The 20,388-nt window shown below is 67.5% G+C and carries 18 protein-coding genes and 2 pseudogenes; 12 read left to right on the forward strand and 8 right to left on the reverse strand.

Annotation, left to right across the window (positions count from 1 at the left end):
- Window positions 1–213 (reverse strand): annotated as a pseudogene (locus KF871_RS18430) (transketolase); the annotation flags it as partial.
- Between the two features lie 139 nt (window positions 214–352).
- Here KF871_RS18430 and KF871_RS18435 point away from each other — a divergent pair.
- The 3 genes from KF871_RS18435 to KF871_RS18445 are packed head-to-tail and all read left to right on the forward strand — an operon-like array spanning window position 353 to window position 3,578.
- Complete coding sequence (locus tag KF871_RS18435; protein WP_291146000.1) at window positions 353–1,375, forward strand: hypothetical protein; 1,023 nt, start codon at window positions 353–355, stop codon at window positions 1,373–1,375.
- 34 nt (window positions 1,376–1,409) lie between these two features.
- The gene (gene murU / locus KF871_RS18440) at window positions 1,410–2,135 is read left to right on the forward strand and encodes an N-acetylmuramate alpha-1-phosphate uridylyltransferase MurU (protein WP_291146002.1); all 726 of its coding nucleotides are present in this window, start codon (window positions 1,410–1,412) and stop codon (window positions 2,133–2,135) included.
- 45 nt (window positions 2,136–2,180) lie between these two features.
- Window positions 2,181–3,578 (forward strand): aminopeptidase P N-terminal domain-containing protein, encoded by a 1,398-nt coding sequence (locus KF871_RS18445; RefSeq protein ID WP_291146005.1) that lies wholly within the window; start codon window positions 2,181–2,183, stop codon window positions 3,576–3,578.
- A 24-nt stretch (window positions 3,579–3,602) separates the two neighbouring features.
- Here KF871_RS18445 and KF871_RS18450 read toward each other — a convergent pair whose 3' ends face one another.
- On the reverse strand, window positions 3,603–3,905 hold the full coding sequence (locus KF871_RS18450; RefSeq protein ID WP_291146008.1) for a hypothetical protein: 303 nt from the start codon (window positions 3,903–3,905) through the stop codon (window positions 3,603–3,605).
- Between the two features lie 127 nt (window positions 3,906–4,032).
- On the opposite strand from KF871_RS18450, the gene bfr reads away from it, so the two are divergent.
- The 5 genes and pseudogenes from bfr to KF871_RS18475 all read left to right on the forward strand — a co-directional run.
- On the forward strand, window positions 4,033–4,509 hold the full coding sequence (bfr, locus tag KF871_RS18455) for a bacterioferritin (RefSeq protein WP_291146011.1): 477 nt from the start codon (window positions 4,033–4,035) through the stop codon (window positions 4,507–4,509).
- A 102-nt stretch (window positions 4,510–4,611) separates the two neighbouring features.
- The gene (locus tag KF871_RS18460) at window positions 4,612–4,836 is read left to right on the forward strand and encodes a (2Fe-2S)-binding protein (protein ID WP_291146050.1); all 225 of its coding nucleotides are present in this window, start codon (window positions 4,612–4,614) and stop codon (window positions 4,834–4,836) included.
- A 160-nt stretch (window positions 4,837–4,996) separates the two neighbouring features.
- Complete coding sequence (locus tag KF871_RS18465) at window positions 4,997–7,324, forward strand: NADP-dependent malic enzyme (RefSeq protein WP_291146015.1); 2,328 nt, start codon at window positions 4,997–4,999, stop codon at window positions 7,322–7,324.
- 180 nt (window positions 7,325–7,504) lie between these two features.
- Window positions 7,505–7,933 carry a ribonuclease domain-containing protein gene (locus KF871_RS18470; protein WP_291146018.1) on the forward strand — a complete coding sequence of 143 codons (429 nt, stop codon included), beginning with the start codon at window positions 7,505–7,507 and terminating at the stop codon, window positions 7,931–7,933.
- A gap of 53 nt (window positions 7,934–7,986) precedes the next feature.
- Window positions 7,987–8,385 (forward strand): annotated as a pseudogene (locus KF871_RS18475) (barstar family protein); the annotation flags it as partial.
- Window positions 8,386–8,580: 195 nt separating this feature from the next.
- On the opposite strand, the gene rsmA reads toward KF871_RS18475, so the two are convergent.
- The 3 genes from rsmA to KF871_RS18490 are packed head-to-tail and all read right to left on the reverse strand — an operon-like array spanning window position 8,581 to window position 13,107.
- Window positions 8,581–9,345, reverse strand: coding sequence for a 16S rRNA (adenine(1518)-N(6)/adenine(1519)-N(6))-dimethyltransferase RsmA (gene rsmA, locus KF871_RS18480; RefSeq protein ID WP_291146020.1), 765 nt, complete (start codon window positions 9,343–9,345; stop codon window positions 8,581–8,583).
- Complete coding sequence (locus KF871_RS18485) at window positions 9,342–10,721, reverse strand: peptidylprolyl isomerase (RefSeq protein ID WP_291146023.1); 1,380 nt, start codon at window positions 10,719–10,721, stop codon at window positions 9,342–9,344. The genes rsmA and KF871_RS18485 overlap by 4 nt, the downstream gene beginning before the upstream one ends.
- Window positions 10,714–13,107 (reverse strand): LPS assembly protein LptD, encoded by a 2,394-nt coding sequence (locus tag KF871_RS18490; protein WP_291146026.1) that lies wholly within the window; start codon window positions 13,105–13,107, stop codon window positions 10,714–10,716. The genes KF871_RS18485 and KF871_RS18490 overlap by 8 nt, the downstream gene beginning before the upstream one ends.
- Before the next feature lie 134 nt (window positions 13,108–13,241).
- Between KF871_RS18490 and KF871_RS18495 the strand changes: the two genes are divergently transcribed.
- Together KF871_RS18495 and KF871_RS18500 are read left to right on the forward strand one after the other, a co-directional pair.
- The gene (locus tag KF871_RS18495) at window positions 13,242–14,333 is read left to right on the forward strand and encodes a phosphotransferase (protein ID WP_291146030.1); all 1,092 of its coding nucleotides are present in this window, start codon (window positions 13,242–13,244) and stop codon (window positions 14,331–14,333) included.
- A gap of 2 nt (window positions 14,334–14,335) precedes the next feature.
- The gene (locus KF871_RS18500; RefSeq protein ID WP_291146033.1) at window positions 14,336–15,037 is read left to right on the forward strand and encodes a 16S rRNA (uracil(1498)-N(3))-methyltransferase; all 702 of its coding nucleotides are present in this window, start codon (window positions 14,336–14,338) and stop codon (window positions 15,035–15,037) included.
- A gap of 3 nt (window positions 15,038–15,040) precedes the next feature.
- On the opposite strand, the gene KF871_RS18505 is transcribed toward KF871_RS18500, so the two are convergent.
- Complete coding sequence (locus tag KF871_RS18505) at window positions 15,041–15,979, reverse strand: PHB depolymerase family esterase (protein ID WP_291146036.1); 939 nt, start codon at window positions 15,977–15,979, stop codon at window positions 15,041–15,043.
- A 60-nt stretch (window positions 15,980–16,039) separates the two neighbouring features.
- On the opposite strand from KF871_RS18505, the gene KF871_RS18510 reads away from it, so the two are divergent.
- Entirely contained in the window at window positions 16,040–17,215 is a 1,176-nt protein-coding gene (locus KF871_RS18510) for an MFS transporter (RefSeq protein WP_291146039.1), read from the forward strand.
- Window positions 17,178–17,726: a YidB family protein gene (locus KF871_RS18515; protein ID WP_367172070.1), complete on the forward strand. Its 549-nt coding sequence runs from the start codon at window positions 17,178–17,180 to the stop codon at window positions 17,724–17,726. The genes KF871_RS18510 and KF871_RS18515 overlap by 38 nt, the downstream gene beginning before the upstream one ends.
- Before the next feature lie 8 nt (window positions 17,727–17,734).
- On the opposite strand, the gene KF871_RS18520 is transcribed toward KF871_RS18515, so the two are convergent.
- Window positions 17,735–18,613: an alpha/beta hydrolase gene (locus KF871_RS18520; protein ID WP_291146045.1), complete on the reverse strand. Its 879-nt coding sequence runs from the start codon at window positions 18,611–18,613 to the stop codon at window positions 17,735–17,737.
- An 11-nt stretch (window positions 18,614–18,624) separates the two neighbouring features.
- Entirely contained in the window at window positions 18,625–20,124 is a 1,500-nt protein-coding gene (locus KF871_RS18525) for a M20/M25/M40 family metallo-hydrolase (protein WP_291146047.1), read from the reverse strand.
- Window positions 20,125–20,388 lie beyond the last annotated feature (264 nt).

A 20,388-nucleotide genomic window follows, 5' to 3' on the forward strand; every position in this document is an offset into this window, starting at 1 on the left:
GTTGCTGAGCACGAAGCGGTCGCGGTCGGCCCAGTGCGGGTTGGCCGGGTTGTGGCGCAGGTGACGGTGCCACAGGGCGACCGCCATGTCGGCCATGCCCATGGGCGCGCCGGGGTGGCCGGAATTGGCGGCTTGCACGGCATCCATCGCGAGCGCGCGAATGGCATTGGCCATGGTCAGGGGGGTGGCGGTGACGACGGCGGAGTCGCTCATATGGACCTCGGGTGGGATCGGGCGCTGCGCGACCCGATATGGGCGGACTGGCCGGGGAGAAACCGCGAATTTTAGCGGCTGGGCCTTCGCATGGCCGATGGGGCCTGTTGCACCCTGGGCCGTACCATCGCGCCCAGCCATGTCCGAGCTGCCCGTCTCCATCCTGCTGTGCGCCTTTGGCGCTGCGGCGCTGGTGGTGGCCTGGGCCGGCGTGGCACTCACCCGCGCCACCGACGCGCTGGATCAGGCCTTCGGTTGGGGCGAGGAGATGGGCGGCCTCGTGTTGCTGGCGCTGGTGACCAACCTGCCCGAAATCGCGATCACCGTGAGCGCTTCGCTGGCCGGGCGGGTTGAGGTGGCGGTGGCCAATGTCCTGGGAGGCGTGGCCATCCAGACCTTGTTGCTGGCCCTGTTCGATGCCGTCGGCAATCGCGGCGTGGTGCCCCTGGCCCACCGCGTGGCCGGAGCGGCCACACGACTGGAGGCGGCACTGGTAATGTGTTTGCTGTCCGTTGCCTTGCTGGGGCACTGGTTGCCGCCGTCGGCCATTCTGGGCGGGCTCACACCCGACGGCATGTTGATTCTGTGCACCTGGCTGATCGGCCTGTGGTGGGTACGTGCCATGGGCAAGACGAGCGCACACCGCCGGGCAACCCCATCCGCTGGGCAGCGCCTGACAACCCGGCCCGGGGGCCGTCGGGCCGTGTGGATTTTCGGCTTCGGTGCGGCGCTGACCTTGGCGGGCGGGGTGGTCCTCGAATTGAGCGGTGATGCCCTGGCCGCCCACTGGGGCATGAGTGGCGCGGCATTTGGTGCGACGGTACTGGCAGCGTCTACCGCGCTGCCGGAAGTGGCCACTGGTCTTGCGGCTGCGCGGCGAGGCGAGCACCGCCTGGCCGTGAGCGACATCCTGGGTGGCAACGCTTTGCTGCCCGTGCTGCTTGTGCTGGCGACCGCACTGTCAGGGCGGGCCGTGATGCCGGCTGCGGGTGACGGCACGCTGTTCATCACCGGTCTGGGTCTGGCCATGACCGCGGTGGTGTGGGTCGGGCTGTGGCGCCCGGCTGCGCGCAAACGGCTGGGCATGGGGCCGGACAGCTGGATGATGTTGTTGCTTTACGGCTTCGGCATCGCCCTGATGCTCCATCTGGGGCTCGAATGAGGGGCGCGGGGCGGCTACAGTCAGCGACCACACCATGGCCTCTCCTGCCCAAGCCATCATCCTGGCCGCCGGTCGCGGTCAGCGCATGCGTCCCCTGACGGACCACACCCCCAAACCGCTGCTCAAAGTGCGGGGAAGGCCTCTGCTGCAGTGGCATGTGGACGCGCTGTCCGCCGCTGGCGTCAACCGGTTGGTGATCAACACGGCCTGGCTGGGCGAGCAGATTCCGGCCCACTTTGGCCACCCGGCCCAGGCCAGCGATGGCGAATCGGTTGACGTGACCTTTTCTGCCGAAGGCGAGGATTTTGGCTACGCGCTGGAGACGGCGGGTGGCATTTCCCGCGCCCTGCCTTTGCTGGAGGAAGTGTTCTGGGTGGTGGCGGGCGACGTCTATGCGCCCGACTTTCCGTTCGACGCGGCCGCCTACGCGCGTTTCGTGCAGAGCGAGCACCTCGCTCACTTGTGGCTGGTGCCCAACCCACCCCACAACCCCAAAGGCGATTTCGGCCTGGGTACTGATGGTCTGGCCATCAACGGCGGTACCGAGCGGCTGACCTACAGCACCATCGGTCTCTACCGGCGGGAGTTGTTTCTGGCGCCCTGGTGCGACATCCTGCCCGGCAACCCGCAGGGCACGGCCGCCCCGCTGGCGCCCTTGTTGCGCCAGGCCATGGACGCCGGCCGTGTGAGCGCCGAGCGCTACGACGGCACCTGGATCGACGTGGGGACACCCCAGCGGCTGGACGAACTCAACCGCTAGCCGCTTGCAGCGCCAGGGGCAATCGCTTGCCCCCACAATGGCGCGATGGACGCTTCTTCCACCTTTCGCCTGTACGCCGAGCGCCGCGCGCGCGTGGCCGCTTCACTCGGTCCCGGCGGTATCGCCATCGTGCCCACGGCGCTGGAACGCCCGCGCAATCGCGACACCGATTTCCTGTACCGGCACGACAGCTACTTCTACTACCTGAGCGGATTTGCCGAGCCAAATGCCTGCCTCGTGATCACCGGGGAAGGAACGGTCACGCTGTTCTGCCAGCCCAAGGATCTGGAGCGGGAGATCTGGGACGGCCTTCGTCTCGGCCCCGAGGCGGCCCCCGGTGTGCTGGGTGTGGACGAAGCCTTTTCGATGGGCGAACTCGATCAGCGGCTGCCCCGTTTGCTGGAGAACCGGTCGGTGGTCTGGTACCCGTTTGCCACCCATGCCGGACTGGAAGGTCGGGTCGATGGCTGGCTGCAGAAGGTGCGGGCACGCGTGCGCTTTGGTGCCCTGTGCCCTGAGCGCCAGCAGGACCTGTGTGGCGTGCTCGACGAGATGCGATTGATCAAGGACGCCCACGAGCTCGACATCATGCGTCGCGCTTCGAAGATCAGCGCACGGGGCCACATCCGGGCCATGCAGCGCAGCGCGGCCATGCTGCGTGCGGGCCAGGACGTGCGGGAGTACCACCTCGACGCCGAGCTGCTGCACGAGTTTCGCCAGCACGGCTCGCAATACCCCGCTTACGGCAGCATCGTGGCGGCTGGCGCCAACGCCTGCATCCTCCACTACCGTGCCGACGCAGCGCCCATTCGCGACGGTGAGCTGGTGCTGATCGATGCCGGTTGCGAGCTCGACGGCTATGCCAGTGACATCACCCGCACTTTCCCCGCCAACGGCCGCTTCACCGGGCCACAGCGTGCGGTGTACGAACTGGTGCTGGCCAGCCAGGACGCCGCCGTGGCAGCGACCCGGGCGGGCATGCGCTTCACCGATCCGCACGAGGCCACGGTGCGCGTGCTCTCGCAGGGCCTGCTTGACCTCGGTCTGCTCAATGCCGACCAGGTGGGCACGGTCGATGACGTCATCGCCAACCGCAGCTACTTTGCGTTTTACATGCACCGCACCGGGCATTGGTTGGGCATGGATGTGCACGATTGCGGCAGCTATGTCGAGCCGGCCGAGGTGGGCAAGGTCAGCGAGCGCAAGGACCCCTTGTCCGGCGAACTCATCAAGGACCGCCCCAGCCGCGTGCTGCGCCCGGGCATGGTGCTCACCATCGAGCCGGGTCTCTACATCCGCCCGGCCGAGGGCGTGCCCGAGGCCTTCTGGAACATCGGCATTCGCATCGAGGACGACGCCGTGGTCACGAACGATGGGTGCGAGCTCATCACCCGCGACGTGCCGGTGGCGCCTGACGCGATCGAAGCGCTCATGCGCGGCTGAGGCGAGCGCCGCACGCCACCGCCCTCATTGAACGGTTCGGTGGGCAGGCAAAGGCGCCATGGCACCTGGGGGCGTCTGCACGCCCAGCTCCAGCAGCCAGCGCGCACTCAGACGCGCCAGCAGTTGCCGCATCGGGGCCGACAGCGCCGGGTGATGCGACAGCTCGGTGAGGTTGCTCACCACCTTGCCGACCATCAATTCACGGTGACAGACCGGGCCGCTATGTTGCGCGCAGCCGGTCATGAGCGCCAGCGTCCCGGCCAGCAGGGCTTCGGTAGGCGGCAGGCTGTACTCCTCGTCGCAATGGCGTTCGGTCTGGGTCATCATGGTGGCTCCTGCGTTGGCTTGGGCACGATCATATGCGAACGATTCGCATTTGCAAGACATACGCCCCTGCCACCCTCATGGCATGGACCGACAATGCCGCCTTCCACATACCGAACAAGGAGCAGCCATGAAAGGCGATGACAAGGCCATTGCACACCTGCAAGCGCAGCTGAAAAACGAACTCACGGCCATCAACCAGTACTTCGTGCACTACCGCATGCTCAAACACTGGGGCCTGGACAAGCTGGCCAAGAAGGAATACGAGGAGTCGATCGGCGAGATGAAGCACGCCGACCTGCTGATGGACCGCATCTTCATGCTCGATGGCCTGCCGAATCTGCAGGACCTCGGCAAGCTGCATGTTGGCGAGGACGTGCCCGAGATCCTGCGCAGCGACCTCAAGCTGGAGCAGGGCGCGCAGGCCACGATCAAGGATGGCATTGCCCACTGCGAATCCGTGCGCGACTACGTGTCGCGCGACATCCTGCAAGGCATCCTCGACGACACCGAGGAACACATCGACTTTCTCGAAACCCAGATCGAGCTGATCGAGAAGGTCGGCTTGCCCAATTACCTGCAGAGCCAGATGGGCGAGATCAGCTGAGCTCGCAAGGGGCTGCCACCGCCTGTCGGGCGGTGGCCCGAGGGACTTGATCAATGAATGCGAGCCATTATCATTCGCAGGCGTTTCAAGCTCTTCAAGCCCATGATCATCTGCGTCTGCCGCCGCGTCAGTGACAAGACCATCGCCCAATGTGCGCGATCGGGCATGGCATTCGACGACATCCAGCTGGAGCTGGGCGTGGCCACGCAATGTGGCCAATGCGAAGGCTGCGCACGCGACATCGTGGCCGAATGCGCCCCTGGCCAGTCTGTCGCTCACCTGCAGCAGCACAACGCCGAACCTGGCCGCGTCAGCATCGCCGCCTGAGGCCGCCGCGCCCACGCACGGGCGCACCGATTCCCGCTACTGTGGTCACAGGCCCTTCAACCAAAGGGACACCTGCTGGCCGGGGGTTTGCCCCAGGGGTCAGACTTAGAATGCGAATTCGCCTTTCGCATGGCAGAAAGCACAACGGCTGGAGACACGCATGACCGCACCGACCACCCCCGAGAGCAAACGCGCCGAGCTGCGCCGGGCCGCGCTGGACTATCACGAGCGGCCCACCCCGGGCAAAGTGGCAATCGCGGCAACCAAGCCCCTGTCCAACCAGCGTGATCTGGCGCTGGCCTACTCTCCCGGGGTGGCCGCGCCCTGCGAAGAAATTGCGGCCGACCCCAGTGCTGCTTTCCGGTACACGGCGCGCGGCAACCTTGTGGCCGTCATCACCAACGGCACTGCGGTACTGGGCCTGGGTGATATCGGTCCGCTCGCGGCCAAGCCGGTCATGGAAGGCAAGGGCGTGCTCTTCAAGAAGTTCTCCGGCATCGATGTGTTCGACATCGAAGTGGCCGAGAAGGACCCGGACAAGCTGGTCGAAATCATTGCCGCACTCGAGCCCACTTTTGGCGGCATCAACCTCGAAGACATCAAGGCGCCCGATTGCTTCTATGTCGAGCGCAAGTTGCGCGAGCGCATGAAGATCCCGGTCTTCCACGACGACCAGCACGGCACCGCCATCGTGGTGGGTGCGGCCATCCTCAACGGTCTCAAAGTCGTCGGCAAGGACCTCAAGCAGGTCAAGCTGGTCACCTCGGGTGCCGGCGCCGCCGCGCTGGCCTGTCTGGGCCTGCTGGTCAAGCTTGGGCTGCCGCGTGAAAACATCTGGGTGACCGATCTGGCGGGTGTGGTCTACGAAGGCCGGACCGAGCTGATGGACGAGGACAAGATCCAGTTCGCGCAGAAGACGTCTGCCCGCACCCTGGCCGACGTGGTGGCCGGCGCAGACATCTTTCTCGGCTTGTCCGCCGGTGGCGTGCTCAAGCCGGACATGGTCAAGTCGATGGCGGCAAAGCCGCTCATCCTCGCCCTGGCGAACCCCAACCCGGAGATCCTGCCCGAAGACGTCCAGGCGGTGCGCAACGACGCCATCATGGCCACAGGCCGCACCGACTACCCGAATCAGGTCAACAACGTCCTGTGCTTCCCGTACATCTTCCGCGGCGCGCTCGACTCGGGTGCCACCACCATCACCGACGAGATGGAAATCGCTGCGGTGCACGCCATTGCCGAACTCGCGCAGGCCGAGCAAAGCGAGGTGGTGGCCGCGGCCTATGCGGGTGAGAAACTGGCCTTCGGCCCTGAGTACCTGATTCCCAAACCGTTCGATCCGCGGCTGATGATGAAGATCGCGCCTGCGGTCGCTCAGGCAGCCGCCGACAGCGGCGTCGCCCTGCGCCCCATCGCCGACATGGCCGCCTACAAAGAGAAGCTGCAGGGCTTCGTGTTCGCCTCGGGCACCGTCATGAAGCCGATCTTCTCGGCCGCCAAGACCGCCGCGCGCAAGCGGGTGGCCTACGCCGAGGGCGAGGAAGAGCGCGTGCTGCGCGCCTGCCAGATCGTGGTGGACGAAAGCCTGGCCCGCCCCACCCTCATCGGTCGCCCGGCCATCATTGCAAAACGCATCCAGCAGTTTGGTCTGCGCCTGCAGGAAGGGCTTGACTACGACGTCGTGAACGTCGAACAGGACCACCGGTATCGCGACTTCTGGCAGACCTACCACCAGATGACCGAGCGAAAGGGCGTCACCCAGCAACTCGCCAAGATCGAGATGCGCCGCCGCCTCACGCTGATCGGCTCGATGCTGCTGCACAAGGGCGAGGTCGACGGTCTGATCTGCGGTACCTGGGGCAGCACCCATGGCCACCTGCATTACATCGACCAGGTCATCGGCAAGCGCGCCGGCGGCAGCCCCAGCACCGCGCAGGACGTGCGCATCTACGCCTGCATGAACGGGCTCATGCTGCCCAACCGCCAGGTGTTTCTGGTGGACACCCATGTCAACCACGACCCCTCGCCCGAGGAGCTGTGCGAAATCACGGTGATGGCGGCCGAGGAGATGCTGCGCTTCGGTTTGCAGCCCAAGGCCGCGCTGCTGTCGCACTCCAACTTCGGCTCTTCCAACGAGGCTTCGGCGGTCAAGATGCGTCGCACGCTGGACCTGCTGCGCGAGCAGGCGCCCTGGCTGGAGGTCGACGGCGAAATGCACGGCGATGTGGCACTCGACCCCGATGCGCGCCAGGCGATCATGCCCAACTCGACCCTCAAGGGCGCGGCCAACCTGCTGGTCCTGCCCAACATCGACGCGGCCAACATCGCCTACAACCTGCTCAAGACAGCCGCCGGCGGCAACATCGCCATTGGCCCCGTGCTGCTGGGCACCGCTCAGCCGGTGCATGTCTTGACCCCCAGCGCCACCGTGCGCCGGATCGTCAACATGACAGCCTTGACCGTTGCCGACGCCAACGTCGGCCGGTAAGCCACTCAGCAAAAGCGGGCGCTAACTTTTTCTTACCAGTCTGCCCATATCCCAGTGCCCATTTCTTGGGCATTGGCTTGCTTTTTGACCCGCCTTAGGGCACACTCTCGCGCTTGTATTTCAGGGTTAACCCGGGCACTACGGGTGGGGGTTGACCCGCATCAGGAGCAAGCCAACCTCATGGATTTGCGGCGGTTGCGCCCGAATCGGGGCAAGGGCAAAGCGGGCTTCCTGGCGGTCTTGGCGGCCACACTGGCCATTTCCGTCGGCACCATTTTGGTGCAAGCACGCAGTCCGGTCCCGGTCGATTCACCGCCAGCCACGTCCGTGTCGGAGTCGGCCCTGCCTACGCAGGGTCAGCAGGTCATGGGCCTTATCCGCCAGGGCGGGCCCTTTCGCTACGAAAAGGACGGCACCGTCTTCTTCAATCGCGAACGCCTGCTGCCCCCACAGAAGCGGGGGTACTACCGGGAATACACCGTGCCCACACCGGGGCTGAACGACCGGGGAGCGCGGCGTATTGTGTGCGGCGGCGAGCGGATGACCGCGCCTGATGCGTGTTACTACAGCGAGGACCACTACGCGAGCTTTCGTCGCATACAGCAGTGACCTCGGCAAGAACGATCGGCATTTCAACTTTGATTCTGGAAAGAGACGCGGAGATGGACACACCACTTCGTAACGTGCGCCCCAACATCGTCCAGTCCATTCGCGCTTACGGCGTGAAGGACCTGCAGGCCGCGGCCGAGCAGCTGGGCCACCACTTCCTCTACGCCAACCTGGCCAAGGCGCAGAGCAAGCAGGACGCGCTGGAACTCATCGCGGCGCAGTACACGCTGCCGCCGCACTTCGGCAAGAACTTCGACGCCCTGTACGACTGCATGACCGACATGGTCCACAAGTCGGGCCCGCAAACGGGCTTCATCGTCGTGCTCGAGCACATCCCGGCCAACACCAAGTTCGACAAGGAAGCACGCGAGCAACTGCTCGACATCTTCCGCGACACCGCCGATTACTGGGCCGAGAGGAAGATCCCGTTCCGCTGCTTCTACTCGTTTTCGGTGGCGCGCAGTCCCAAGGGCGAAGAACCGATCGAGGTGAGCGAAGAGCCCATGCCGACGGACAAGATTCTGGACGTGAGCCCCATGGCCTTGCGCATGAGCAGCCCGTTCAACGCCGGCTACTGGCTGGCCGCAGCCTGATCACCCCACCCGGCGTTCGCCCAACGTTGAAGCCCCGACCCTGTCGGGGCTTTTTCATGCGGGGCTGGTTGCCTGGGCCAGCGCCACGTACTCGGCCACCGGCACCTCTTCAGCGCGTCGCTGCAGGTCGAATGCCACCGTGCTATTGCGTTGCTCCAGCCAGCGGCCCAGGGTGTGCCGCAGCAGCTTGCGGCGCTGACTGAAGGCCACCTGCACCAGCTCGGCGAGGTGCGTCGGCACAAGCTGCGGCGGCTCGGGCAACGGCACCATGCGCACCACTGCGCTGTCCACGCGCGGTGGCGGATCGAAGGATTCGGGTGGTACGAACAGCACGTTCTCCATCGCATAGCGCCACTGCAGCATCACCGACAAGCGCCCATAGTCGGCCGTTGCGGGTGCCGCCACCATGCGGTCAATGACTTCCTTCTGCAGCATGAAATGCTGGTCCTTGATCACCTGCACGTGATCGAGCAGATGGAACAGGATGGGCGTGGAAATGTTGTAGGGCAGATTGCCCACCACACGCAGCGTGCCGGGCGCCGCACCCGGCAAGGATGAGAAGTCGACCGAGAGGACATCTGCCTCCACCACCTCAAGCTGCCGATGCTCGCGCAGTCGCGCGGCCAGATCGCGATCGAGCTCGATCACCATCAGACGACCCAAACGCTCCACCAGGGGTTGGGTCAGCGCGGCAAGCCCCGGTCCGATCTCGACCATGACGTCGCCCGCACGCGGGCTGATCGCGCGAACGATGGCATCGATGATGCCGGGGTCGGTCAGGAAGTGTTGGCCGAATCGCTTGCGCGCGATGTGTTTCACGGCTGGGGCGCTTCGCGAATCTCGACGAAGGCGCGAGCGCGGATGTCGCGCGCCCACAGGGCCAGCGCCTCTTGTGCCTTTTCTTCGCGCACCAGGCCACGAATGCGCTCGCGCTGGTCGCGCTCGTTCAACGGCACCGTGCGGCGCTCGTCGACCCGAATCAGGTGCACGCCAAAGCGGGACACCACCGGTTCGGAGATTTCGCCTGGCTGCAGTTTGGCCATCGCCTGCTCGAACTCCGGCACGAACATGCCCGGCACGGACCAGCCGAGGTTGCCGCCACCGGCTGCGGAGCCATCCTGGCTGTGTTCACGTGCCAGGTTTTCAAAGGTGGCCTGACCGCCGACGATCTGCTGGCGGTATTGCGCCAGTCTGGCCTGCGCGTCCTGCTCGGTGAGCTGAGGCCCCGGGCGGAGCAGGATATGGCTGACCCGGGTCTGGGTCACGTTCATGGCGGGCAGACCACCGCCACGGCGATCGTTGACCTTGAGCACGTGAAAACCCGCCAGGCTGCGGAACGGCCCGGCGATTTCGCCCGGCGCCAATGCGCGCGTCTGGCTCACGAACACGTCGGGCAAGCGCGTCGCCGCGCGCCAACCGAACTGTCCGCCGTTAACGCGCTCGGGCGCGTCGGAGAACTCGCGTGCCAGCGTGGCGAAGTCTTCACCGGCGCGGGCCCGCTCTGCCACGCGTTGCGCACGGGCCTGACGTTCGGCCACCAGCGCAGCGGACGCGTTCTCGGGCACGCTCACCAGCACGTGGCTCAGATTGAGTTCGAGGTTGGCCAGATCGCTACCGCCCTGTTGCTCGCGGATGTAGTCGTCAATGTCGGCATCGGTCACACGCACGGTCGAATTGACCTCACGCTCGCGCACGCGCTGCAGCAGCAGCTGCTGGCGCAGTTCGCTGCGGAACCGGCTCACGTCGATGCCTTCGGCCGCGAGACGGCGACGAAACTCGTCCTGGCTCATCTGGTTCTGGGCGGCGATGTTCTGCTCGGCCTGATCGATTTCCTGATCGTTGACCCGCAAGCCCGACTGGCTCGCGTGCTGAATCTGCGCGCGCTCGTTGATGAGCTGCTCGAGCACTTGCCGCGCCAGTTCGTCGCGCGGTGGTGCGCCGGCGATGCCGCGCTGCGCGATGTTCTGCTCGACCTGGCGCAGCCGCACGCGCACGTCGTGGTTGGTGACGGGCTCGGAGTTGACCAGGGCCACGATGAAATCGGCGGTGCGGTTGCTGTTGCCCGAACCGGTGCCCTCGGGCAGGCTCAAGCCGCCGGGGGTGCGCTGCGTGGCCGCAGGCACCTGTGCCAATGCTGCCGTGCAGGACAGTGCCACGAGCAGTGTGAGTGTGGAGAGCAGGGAGCGTTCAGTCATAGCGTTGGAAGCGGCTCGGCGCCGCGATCTCCTCGCGCAGGTATTGGTAGCGCGGCACGTTGTCCTTGAGGGTTTGCAGCGGGTTGGACCCGATGCGCGAGAACCCGGAGAACTCGAGTTGGAACAGGATGCGCTGGTTGGCCGACGACGCGCTGCGCTGCAGCCGCTCGACCACGATGCGCCCGATCCAGCAGCCGGCATCGTACTCAAAGCCCGCCACCAGATCGACGATCTTGCGATCGGGCACGCTGTAGTTGATGCGCCCGACGCTGTACCACTGCCCGGCGCCCAGACCACGACCGGGCACGGGCTCGGGCGCCTTGGCAAACAGGCCGCTCAGTGGCCATTGCCAGCCGAAGTCGAACTGCTCGGACGTGCCACGCTGCAGGCGCCAGGCGGCACTGAAGACCCGGAACGGGCCCGGCGTGTAGCGCGCCGCCAGGGTCGTGCGCACCGATTCGCCACTGCCCGGGTTGTATTGAAAGTTGGTGTCGAGCAGCCAGCGCGGACTCCATTGCACGCGCGCAGCGACCAGCACGTCGCTGAAGCGTTCGGTGACCGGGTCGCCACCGGGTTGGCCGCTGGCGTTGGGCAGGGTGACGGTCTGGTCCTGCAGCAGGTAGCGCTGCGCCACGCCCAGGCGAACGATCTCTGCGCCCGACGATGGGTCGAGCAGGCGCGAACTCACGCCCAGGGTGACGCCGCGCGTGTCCGAGATGCGGTCATTGCCGGTGAAGGCGTTCTCCGCAAAGATGGTGGCGAAGTTGAAGTCGGTGGCGGCCGAGTCGTAGTTGGGCAGCAGGCTCTGGTCGCGATAGGGGGTCCAGGTGACAAACGCACGCGGCTCCAGCGTCTGCACGAAATCGCGTCCGAAGTAGCTGGCCGGGCGCTCGAACACCAGCCCCCCGTCCAGGCTGACGGTTGGCACCGAGCGCGAGAAGCGGGTGCTGCCGTCGGAGAGGGCGCTGTCGAACCGGTACTGCGACGTGTGCATCCGCGCGCGCGGCTCCAGGTACCAGCCGGGCGCCTGCCAGCGGTGGCTGACCTGGCCGATCAACAGGGTGCGCTCGCCGTTGGGCTGGCCGGTGAGCGTGGGCTCGGACTCGAAGCGGGTGTAGGCCGTCTGCACCGAGAACGCCGAACGGCCGATGCCACCCCAGTCGATGTCGTCGCGGCCGTAGGTCAGGGCGATTGCCGGCAAACGGTCATAGGGCGGCGTGATGGGCGAGTCGACATCCTGCAGGGTCTGCCAGCTGTAGCTGCCTGCGGTCAGCGACCAGGGCCCCTGGTACCACGACAGCTCGACGTTGCTGGGCAGCAAACGCTGCGTGAGCGTGGCGTTGGCGCGCGGGAAATCGCGCCAGTAGTTGTCGTCGCTCACCCGATTCAGGTTGAGCGTGACGCCGCCGCTGCCCGACGCGCCCAGGCGCGCAAACGCCTCTGTGAGTTGCTGGTTGTGCTGCAGCGCATAGCCCCAGCGGTCGGCATCGCGCAGCTTGTCGCCAGGCATGTACGAGCCGCGCACGTTGCCGTCAAAGCTGGGCCGCAGGTAGCGGAACTCGCCTCCCAGGTCCACGCCACGCCTGCTCATCAGCGTGGGGTAGAGCGTCAGGTCGTAGTTGGGTGCGAGGTTGAGGTAGTACGGCTGGGTGAACTCCAGGCCGCTGACGTTGTCGAGGTTGATCGACGGCGGCAGCAGGCCCGACTTGCGTTCGTCACTGAGCGGAAAGGTGAAGTAGGGCGCGCCCAGAATGGGCACACCCTTGAACTCGAGCACGCCACCCGTGGCGGCCCCCACCTGCTCCACGTTGTCGAACTCGATCTTGCTGGCCCGCACCAGCCAGGCGGGCATCCAGTCGGCACCGGGCGTTCTCGGGCAGGTGCTGTAGCGGGCCTGGTAGGCGGTGGCGTGGTGCTCGCCTTCGAAGTCCAGGCGACTGGCGTCGCCGCGTCCATCGGTGCGAAGAATCTCGTATTGCGGCTGCTCGAACCGCCCGGTGAAGGTGTCGACGTTGAGCTTGAGCGACGGCCCGGTGAACACATCGCCGCCACGGTTGATGCGCACATGGCCTTCGGCTGTGGCCTCGCGGGTGGCTTCGTCAAAGCTGAGCCGATCGGCCTGAATGACCATGTCGTGGCGCCGCCATTGCGCCTCGCCCTCGACCGTGGTCACACCGCCCGGGCGGCCTTCGATGCGCTGCCCGGACACCTCGCTGGACGCCTGCCTGAGGGCGTCGGCGGGCAAGCTCTCCTCAAGCCGGCTGCTTGAGCGCAGCACCAGGCCTGGGTCCTGGCCCTGCGCCTGCGCAGGCCAGGCCGCCATACCACCGACCACCACGGCCGCCACGGGCGCAAGGGCGAACCGGGGGACGGGTCGGGAAGGCATCGAACGGCGTTTCAAGATCGGGCCCGGCGGCTGGCAGCCCGCGCGCGGGGCGCGCGAAGGTCGTTTGTAGAATCGCCGGATTATTCCACGGGCACCCGCGCGCGCTGCCCGTCACCCCACACGCGCTCCCCAGCATGACCCCGACCCCCACCGACGTCGCGTGGAGCGACCCCCAGCGTGAGGCTGCCTTTCACGCCTGGCTGGCGCCGCTGGCCACCGAGCACGGCCTGCGCCCCGACACACTGCGACCCGCATCGGCCGACGCGAGCTTTCGTCGCTACCTGCGCCTGGACGGCGCCGACGACCACAGCGCGATCGTGATGGACGCGCCGCCCGACAAGGAGAACAGCGAACCCTTCGTGCGCATTGCCGCGCTCATGCGCGAGGCCGGGCTGCGTGTGCCCCAGGTGCTGGCCTGGGACGCGCCCCTGGGTTTCATGCTGCTCGACGACCTGGGCACGCAGACCATGCTCGACGTGCTCGACCTGGACCACCCGGACGCCAACATCGGCCTCTACCGCGACGCCGTGGCCGCCCTGCTGCGCTGGCAGCAGGCAAGCCGGCCAGGTGTACTGCCGCCCTACGACGAGGCGGTGCTGCGCAGGGAGTTGCAACTGTTTCCCGATTGGTACCTGGCACAGCACAAGGCGCTTGCGCTGAGCGACGCGCAGCAGCAGACGCTGGAAAAAACCTTCTCGCTCATCGTGCAGCGCGTGCTGGCCATGCCGACGGTGTATGTGCACCGCGATTTCATGCCGCGCAACCTCATGGTGTTGCGCCAGCCTGGCGACACGCCGGCCACGCAGCTGGGTGTGCTCGACTTCCAGGACGCGCTGCACGGCCCCATCACCTACGACGTCGCCAGCCTCATGCGCGATGCCTTCCACGGCTGGGACGAGGAGGTGGTGATCGATGTCACCGTGCGCTACTGGGAGCAGGCCCGCAAGCTCGGCCTGATGGACTTTGAAGACTGGCACGCGGACTTCGGCGCCTTCTACCGCGCAGTCGAGTGGATGGGCCTGCAGCGCCACCTCAAGGTGGCCGGCATCTTCGCGCGGCTGACGCTGCGCGATGGCAAACCCAAGTACCTGGCCGACGCGCCGCGCTTCATCGCCTACATCCGCGCCACCGCCATGCGCTACCGCGAACTCACGCCGCTGCTGCGGCTCGTCGACGAGGTGGAGGGTCTGCAAGCCGCCAGCGGCTGGGCCTTCGGCCGCGCCTGAGCATGCCGCGCTTCTTCTGCGCCACTGCATTGGCCGCCGGCGCCGAGCTGGCGCTGCCAGCCGGCGCTGCGCGCCATGTGCAGGTGCTGCGCCTGCAACCCGGCGACACCCTCACGCTGTTCGATGGCGCCGGCGGTCAATGGCAGGCCGCGGTGCAGCGCATGGGCCGCAGCGAGGTGGTGGTGCGCGTGGGCACGCACGAAGCCATCGAATGCGAGGCCCCGCGCACAGTGACCCTGGCCATCGGCATGCCGGCCAACGAGCGCATGGACTGGCTGGTGGAGAAGGCCACCGAACTCGGCGTGGCCCGGATCGTGCCGCTGCACACCCAGCACAGCGTGCTGCGCCTGAGCGGCGAGCGCGCGCTCAAGAAGCAGGCCCACTGGCAGGCCATCGCACAGAGCGCCTGCGAGCAGTGCGGCCGCAATCGGGTGCCGGTGATCGGCGCAGTGACCGACCTCGATGCCTGGCTGAGCGCGTCGCAGGGTGAGCGCATCGTGTTGTCGCTGGCCGAGGGCACGATGCCCTTGCAGCAACGGGTGTCGGACGAGGCCGTGAGTCTGCTGCTGGGTCCCGAGGGCGGCCTGTCGCCCGCCGAGGACGCCCGCGCACGCGCTGCGGGCTTCGCGCCCGCCACCCTGGGCCCGCGCGTGCTGCGCGCCGAGACAGCGGCGCTGGCCGCGCTGGTGCTCGCGCTGGCCTGAGCCTCAGCGCCCGCCCGGGTGGCGCCCAAAGAAGTCCCAGATCACCTCGTTGGCCGACAAAGCGGTCGAACCCGGCGCACCGCCCAGGGCCTTGCGCCCACCGGGCCACGAGTGACCGCCGGTCTCGGTGACGCACAGCTGCACCTCGGCCCCGCCTTCGCAGGCGGCGTACCGATCGCAATACGCCCCTGCCACGTTGAGCACGCGCTCGGGCCGCACGCGGCACGACTCGCCCTTGACCCACTTGTCGATGGTGTCGGCCACCGAGACGAAGTCCGCGTGCGTGGCCGACGCGCTGCCCGAGCCGCCGCCAAACAACACGCGATCGTCGTCGCGGGCATGGATGTGCAGCACCGACACCGGCTTCGACGGCACGCAGCGCGGTGTGCCGTCGGTGCCCGCCACCGCCCCGATGGCTGCAAAGGTGCCCGGCATTTCGCAGGCCAGCCGGTGCGCCAGCATGCCGCCGTTGGACATGCCGATCGCGTAGACGCGGCGCGCGTCGTAGGCCCACTGCGTTCGCAGATGGTCGAGCAGCGCACGCACAAAGCCGATGTCGTCGACATTGCGGTCGCGTGCCTCGCCACAGCACAGCCCCGCGTTCCAGGTGGCCAGGCGCCCGCGCGGCCAGCGGCTGTAACCGCTGGGGAAGACCAGCACGTCGCCGCTGAGCTCCGACTGTTCGACCAGACCGTAGAGCCGGTCACGCGCCATGATCTCCGCGTGCCCGCCGCCCCCATGAAAAGCCAGCACGAGCCGGGGCTGCGGGGACAGTCGCTGCGGCATGTGCACGAGGTAGTAGCGCGTGAGGCCGCCATGGACCAGTTCCATGCGGTGGGTGCCGGGCGCCATGGCCGAGGCGGCCAGCGGCAGCAGGCACAGCCAGGCCAGCAGGCTGCGCAGGGTGTGTGCCAACGTCCTTGCAATCGTCCTTGTGCTCATGGGGGCCGATGATCGCCGGGGACAGCGCGCCGCGCCAGCAGCTTGTATAAACCGCAGCTTATGAATAAGAACCTCTGGCTGCTGGCCGGCACGCAAGGCCTGTTCTTCACCAACAACGTGGTGTTCATCGCCATCAACGGGCTGGTGGGTCTGTCGCTCGCCCCGCTGGGCTGGATGGCGACGCTGCCGGTGATGGGCTACGTGCTCGGCGGTGCGCTGGCCACGCCGCTGGTGGCCATCACCCAGCACCGCTGGGGCCGCAAAGCCTCGTTCATGGTGGGTCTGGTGGTGGCGCTGGTCTCGGCGCTGGTGGCGGCCTGGGCGGTCAGCATCCATTCCTTCTGGCTGCTGGTGGCCGCCACGGTGGTGGCCGGCTATTACAGCGCCAACGCACAGCTCTACCGTTTTGCCGCGGCCGAGCTGGCGGCGCCCCCGCAGCGCGAGCGGGCGGTGTCGCTGGTGCTGGCCGGTGGCCTCATCGGCGCCATCGCCGGCCCCAACCTGGCCAAGTACACGCGCGAGGCCATGACCACGCCCTTCGTGGGCGCCTACCTGTCTTTGGCGGTGGTGGCGGTGATCGCCATGGCCCTGCTGGCCTTCATGCACTTTCCGCCGCCGCCGGCGGCCAAGGCAGGGGCCGACAACGGGCGTCCCCTGCGGGAAATCATGCGCCAGCCCGTGTTCATCGTGGCCACCGCCGGCGCAGCGCTGGGCTATGGCGTGATGAACCTGCTGATGGCCGCCACGCCGCTGGCCATGCAGGTCTGCGGCTACCCCTTCGACGACGCCGCCCTGGTGCTCGAATGGCACGTGATCGGCATGTTTGCGCCCGGCTTCTTCACCGGCAACCTGATCCGCCGCTTCGGCGCCCTGCCCATCATGGCGGTGGGCGTGGTGCTCAACCTGGCCTGCATCCTGATTGCGCTGTCGGGCGTGGATCTGCACCAGTTCCTGATCGCCCTGTTCCTGCTGGGCGTGGGCTGGAACTTCCTGTTCACCGGCAGCACCACGCTGTCGCTGCAGGCGTACCGCCCCGAAGAAAAAGACCGCGCCCAGGCCGCGATCAACTTCTTCGTGCTGGCCACCATGGCGATGACCTCGTTCGCCTCCGGCGCGCTGGTGACCACCCAGGGCTGGACCTGGCTCAACATCGGCTCGCTGTTGCCGGTGGCCGTGCTGGGTCTTTCGCTGGCCTGGCTTGCCCACACCCGGCGCGCCGCCCAGAATCCCGCCTGATGCGCGCCGTGGGGCGCGTCCACGGGAGACCACCATGGGATTGCTTGACGAGGTATTGGGATCGGCCGGCGGCGGCCAGTCAGCGAGCGGCGGTGTCGCACTGCCCCAGTTGATGGCCATGGTGGCGCAGTTGCTGCAGCAATCGGGTGGGCTCGAAGGGCTGCTGGCCAAGCTGCAGGCCGGTGGCCTGGGCGACGCCGCGCAGTCCTGGGTCGGCAGCGGTGCCAACCAGCCGGTCACACCCGACGCCCTGGGCAGTGCGCTCGGGCCCGACCTCATGGGTGCGCTCGGTGGCCTGCTCGGCGGCAGCGGCGGTCAGGCCTCGTCGGTGCTGGCGCAGGTGTTGCCCGGGCTGGTCGACCAACTCACACCGCAAGGGCGCGTGCCCGAATCCAACGCCAGCATCGACCCCATGTCGGCGCTGGGCAGCCTGATGGGTGGACCGGGCGCCTCGAGCGGCTCGGGTGGCCCGGACCTGGGTGGTCTGCTCGGCGGCTTGCTGCGCCGCTGATCACCGACTCAGGTGGCGACCCGGACCGCCTGGTCCGGCAGCGGGGCATGCACGCCCAGCCAGGCGCGCAGCGTGGCCAGCACGGGCGCCTTCTCGATCTCGTTGAAGATCTCGTGGTACAGCTTGTCAAAGCAGCGGGCGTGTACCACCCTGGCCGGCGCCGCGGCGGCAAAGGCTGCGCTGCCGGCCGGCTTCACCAGGTGATCGTCGCCCGCGTACATGAGCAGTGTGGGCACCGACCAGCCCGACGCCGCACGAATGACGACCGGCCCGTTGTCGTCAATGAAGCGCGCCAGCCGGGCGCTGATGCGGTCGTGCACGCGACGGTCCTTCTTGTAGGCCGCCACCACCTTGGGGTCGTGTGAAATCTTGTCGGGGTCGAGGCCGTTGCCCAGTGCCTTGTCGGGCGCCACGCTCATCATGAAGCCGATCAGCTTGCGCTTGAGACCCGACAGGCCGGTGTCCAGCGCTGGCGACGACAGCACCAGCAAATCGATCGGCGCGACATTGCGCTGAACAAAGGTGGCCGCCACCAGGCCGCCCATGCTGTGGCCCAGCAGAATCAGCGGGCACTCCCAGCGCTCGGCCAGGCGGCTGCGGGTGTCTTCGACCACCTCGTACAGGTCTTCGATCAGTGCGTCCTCGTCGGGCAGCACACCCGGCGCGCCGCTGGAGTCACCGTGGCCGCGCTGGTCGAAGGCGCGCACCACGAAGCCCCAGTTGTTGAGTTGCTGCGCCAGGTCGTTGTAGCGCCAGGCGTGCTCGCCCAGGCCGTGCACGATGAGCACCACGCCGCGCGGGCGCACCTTGTTCGGCAGCGGCCAGTCGTAGATGGCCAGGTTGTAGCCGTCGCGTGCGGTGAAGGGAGCCTGCGTGGTGTCGGTCATCGGTGCGGGGGTCAGGGCATGCGGGCAATGACCTGTGCCACCGACGCCGTCAGGCGCCGCGCGTAGTCCAGGTGCAGAAACTCGTTGGGTCCGTGTGCGTTGCTCTTGGGGCCGAGCACGCCGCAGACCATCATCTGGGCGCTCGGGAAGCCCTGGCTGAGCAGGTTCATCAGCGGGATCGTGCCGCCCTGGCCGATGGTGCCGCAAGCCGCACCGAAGTGCGCCTGCGAGGCGTCCTGCAAGGCCTGTTCGAACCACGGGGTGGTGGCCGGAGCGTTCCAGCCGCTGGCGCCGCCTTCGGACGCAAAAGTCACCTTGGCCTGGTACGGCGCGTTGTCTTCGAGCAGGCCCTTGAGCTCGCGCACCGCGGCGACCGCGTCCACCAGGGGCGGCAGGCGCAGGCTGAGCTTGAACGCGGTGTAGGGGCGCAGCACGTTGCCGGCGTCCTTGAGGGCGGGAAAGCCTTCGGCGCCGGTCACGCTGAGCGTGGGTCGCCAGGTGCGGTTGAGCAGCGCGTCCACCGGGTCGGTCGTGGTCGGCAGGGCAAAGGCCGAGCTGCCCCCGCAGTCGTGGTGCGCCCAGGGAAAGCGCTTGTAGATCTCGTCGCCCAGGATGGCGGCGGTGGCGCGCGCCTGCTCGACGCGCTCGAGCGGCACTTCGCAGTGGAAGCTCGCCGGCAGCAAGCGCCCGGTGGCGCTGTCTTCCAGGCGGTCCAGCACCTGGCGCATGATGCGAAAGCTCGACGGCACCAGGCCCGAGGCATCGCCCGAGTGCACACCCTCGGTGAGGATCTCGACCTTGAGCACGCCGCTGGCCATGCCCCGCAGGCTGGTGGTGAGCCAGAGCTGGTCGTAGTTGCCGGCGCCACTGTCCAGGCAGATCACCAGGCCGACATCGCCCAGGCGCGAACGCAGCGCGTCCACATAGGGCAGCAGGTCGCCGGAGCCGCTTTCCTCGCAGGTTTCGATCAGACCCACGATGCGCGGGTGGGCCACGCCCTGCGCCTTGAGCGCCTGCACGGCCGCGATGCTGGCGTAGACCGCGTAGCCATCGTCGGCGCCACCACGGCCATACAACTTGCCGTCGTCGATCTTGGGCGTCCAGGGCCCAAGGTCGCTGCGCCAGCCGGTGAACTCGGGTTGTTTGTCGAGGTGGCCGTACATCAGCACGGTCTGGCCCGAGGCGGGGGCCGGCGTGCCATCGCGGCCCGCACTGGCCGGCAGCTCGAAAAAGAGCACCGGGGTACGCGGCCTGCCGTGTGCGTCGTTGAGGCGCACCACCTCCAGCGTGAGGCCGGGCACGCGCTGCGCGGCCACCCAGTCGGCGGCGGATTGGAGCACGCGATCGAGCAGGCCGTGGCTGGACCAGTCGGCGTCAAAGGCCGGCGACTTGGCCGGCACCTCGATGTAGCGGATCAGTTCGGGGACGATCTGCTCGCGCCAGGCGGCGTCCACCTGCGATTGCAGGGCACCGGGTTCGAGCGGCAAAGGCTGTGGCAGGCGGGCGTTCATGGGCGATCTCCATCGCGGGTCGCCCGACGCCGGTCACTTGCCCGCCTCGGAGAGCCCGTCCGGGTGGGAGTATAGGCAGGGCACTTGCGCGAGGGCCCTGCTGGGGCCAATTTTCAGCCGTTGACGCGAAAGCGCCCGACCACCGAGGCCAGCTGCCCGGCCTGCGCCTTGAGGCTCTGCGCAGCGGCCGCGCTCTCTTCCACCAGCGCCGCGTTCTGCTGCGTCATCTGGTCGAGCTGGCTCACCGCCGTGTTCACCTGACCG

Source organism: Hydrogenophaga sp. (assembly GCF_019635465.1).
In the GTDB taxonomy this organism is placed as follows: domain Bacteria; phylum Pseudomonadota; class Gammaproteobacteria; order Burkholderiales; family Burkholderiaceae_C; genus Hydrogenophaga.

What these genes read in the sequence shown, in the direction of transcription:
- KF871_RS18435 (WP_291146000.1), top strand. Translation starts at nt 353, where the DNA reads ATGTCCGAGCTGCCCGTCTCCATCCTGCTGTGCGCCTTTGGCGCTGCG.
- murU (WP_291146002.1), top strand. Translation starts at nt 1,410, where the DNA reads ATGGCCTCTCCTGCCCAAGCCATCATCCTGGCCGCCGGTCGCGGTCAG.
- KF871_RS18445 (WP_291146005.1), top strand. Translation starts at nt 2,181, where the DNA reads ATGGACGCTTCTTCCACCTTTCGCCTGTACGCCGAGCGCCGCGCGCGC.
- KF871_RS18450 (WP_291146008.1), bottom strand. Translation starts at nt 3,905, where the DNA reads ATGATGACCCAGACCGAACGCCATTGCGACGAGGAGTACAGCCTGCCG.
- bfr (WP_291146011.1), top strand. Translation starts at nt 4,033, where the DNA reads ATGAAAGGCGATGACAAGGCCATTGCACACCTGCAAGCGCAGCTGAAA.
- KF871_RS18460 (WP_291146050.1), top strand. Translation starts at nt 4,612, where the DNA reads ATGATCATCTGCGTCTGCCGCCGCGTCAGTGACAAGACCATCGCCCAA.
- KF871_RS18465 (WP_291146015.1), top strand. Translation starts at nt 4,997, where the DNA reads ATGACCGCACCGACCACCCCCGAGAGCAAACGCGCCGAGCTGCGCCGG.
- KF871_RS18470 (WP_291146018.1), top strand. Translation starts at nt 7,505, where the DNA reads ATGGATTTGCGGCGGTTGCGCCCGAATCGGGGCAAGGGCAAAGCGGGC.
- KF871_RS18485 (WP_291146023.1), bottom strand. Translation starts at nt 10,721, where the DNA reads ATGACTGAACGCTCCCTGCTCTCCACACTCACACTGCTCGTGGCACTG.
- KF871_RS18490 (WP_291146026.1), bottom strand. Translation starts at nt 13,107, where the DNA reads ATGCCTTCCCGACCCGTCCCCCGGTTCGCCCTTGCGCCCGTGGCGGCC.
- KF871_RS18495 (WP_291146030.1), top strand. Translation starts at nt 13,242, where the DNA reads ATGACCCCGACCCCCACCGACGTCGCGTGGAGCGACCCCCAGCGTGAG.
- KF871_RS18500 (WP_291146033.1), top strand. Translation starts at nt 14,336, where the DNA reads ATGCCGCGCTTCTTCTGCGCCACTGCATTGGCCGCCGGCGCCGAGCTG.
- KF871_RS18505 (WP_291146036.1), bottom strand. Translation starts at nt 15,979, where the DNA reads ATGAGCACAAGGACGATTGCAAGGACGTTGGCACACACCCTGCGCAGC.
- KF871_RS18510 (WP_291146039.1), top strand. Translation starts at nt 16,040, where the DNA reads ATGAATAAGAACCTCTGGCTGCTGGCCGGCACGCAAGGCCTGTTCTTC.
- KF871_RS18520 (WP_291146045.1), bottom strand. Translation starts at nt 18,613, where the DNA reads ATGACCGACACCACGCAGGCTCCCTTCACCGCACGCGACGGCTACAAC.
- KF871_RS18525 (WP_291146047.1), bottom strand. Translation starts at nt 20,124, where the DNA reads ATGAACGCCCGCCTGCCACAGCCTTTGCCGCTCGAACCCGGTGCCCTG.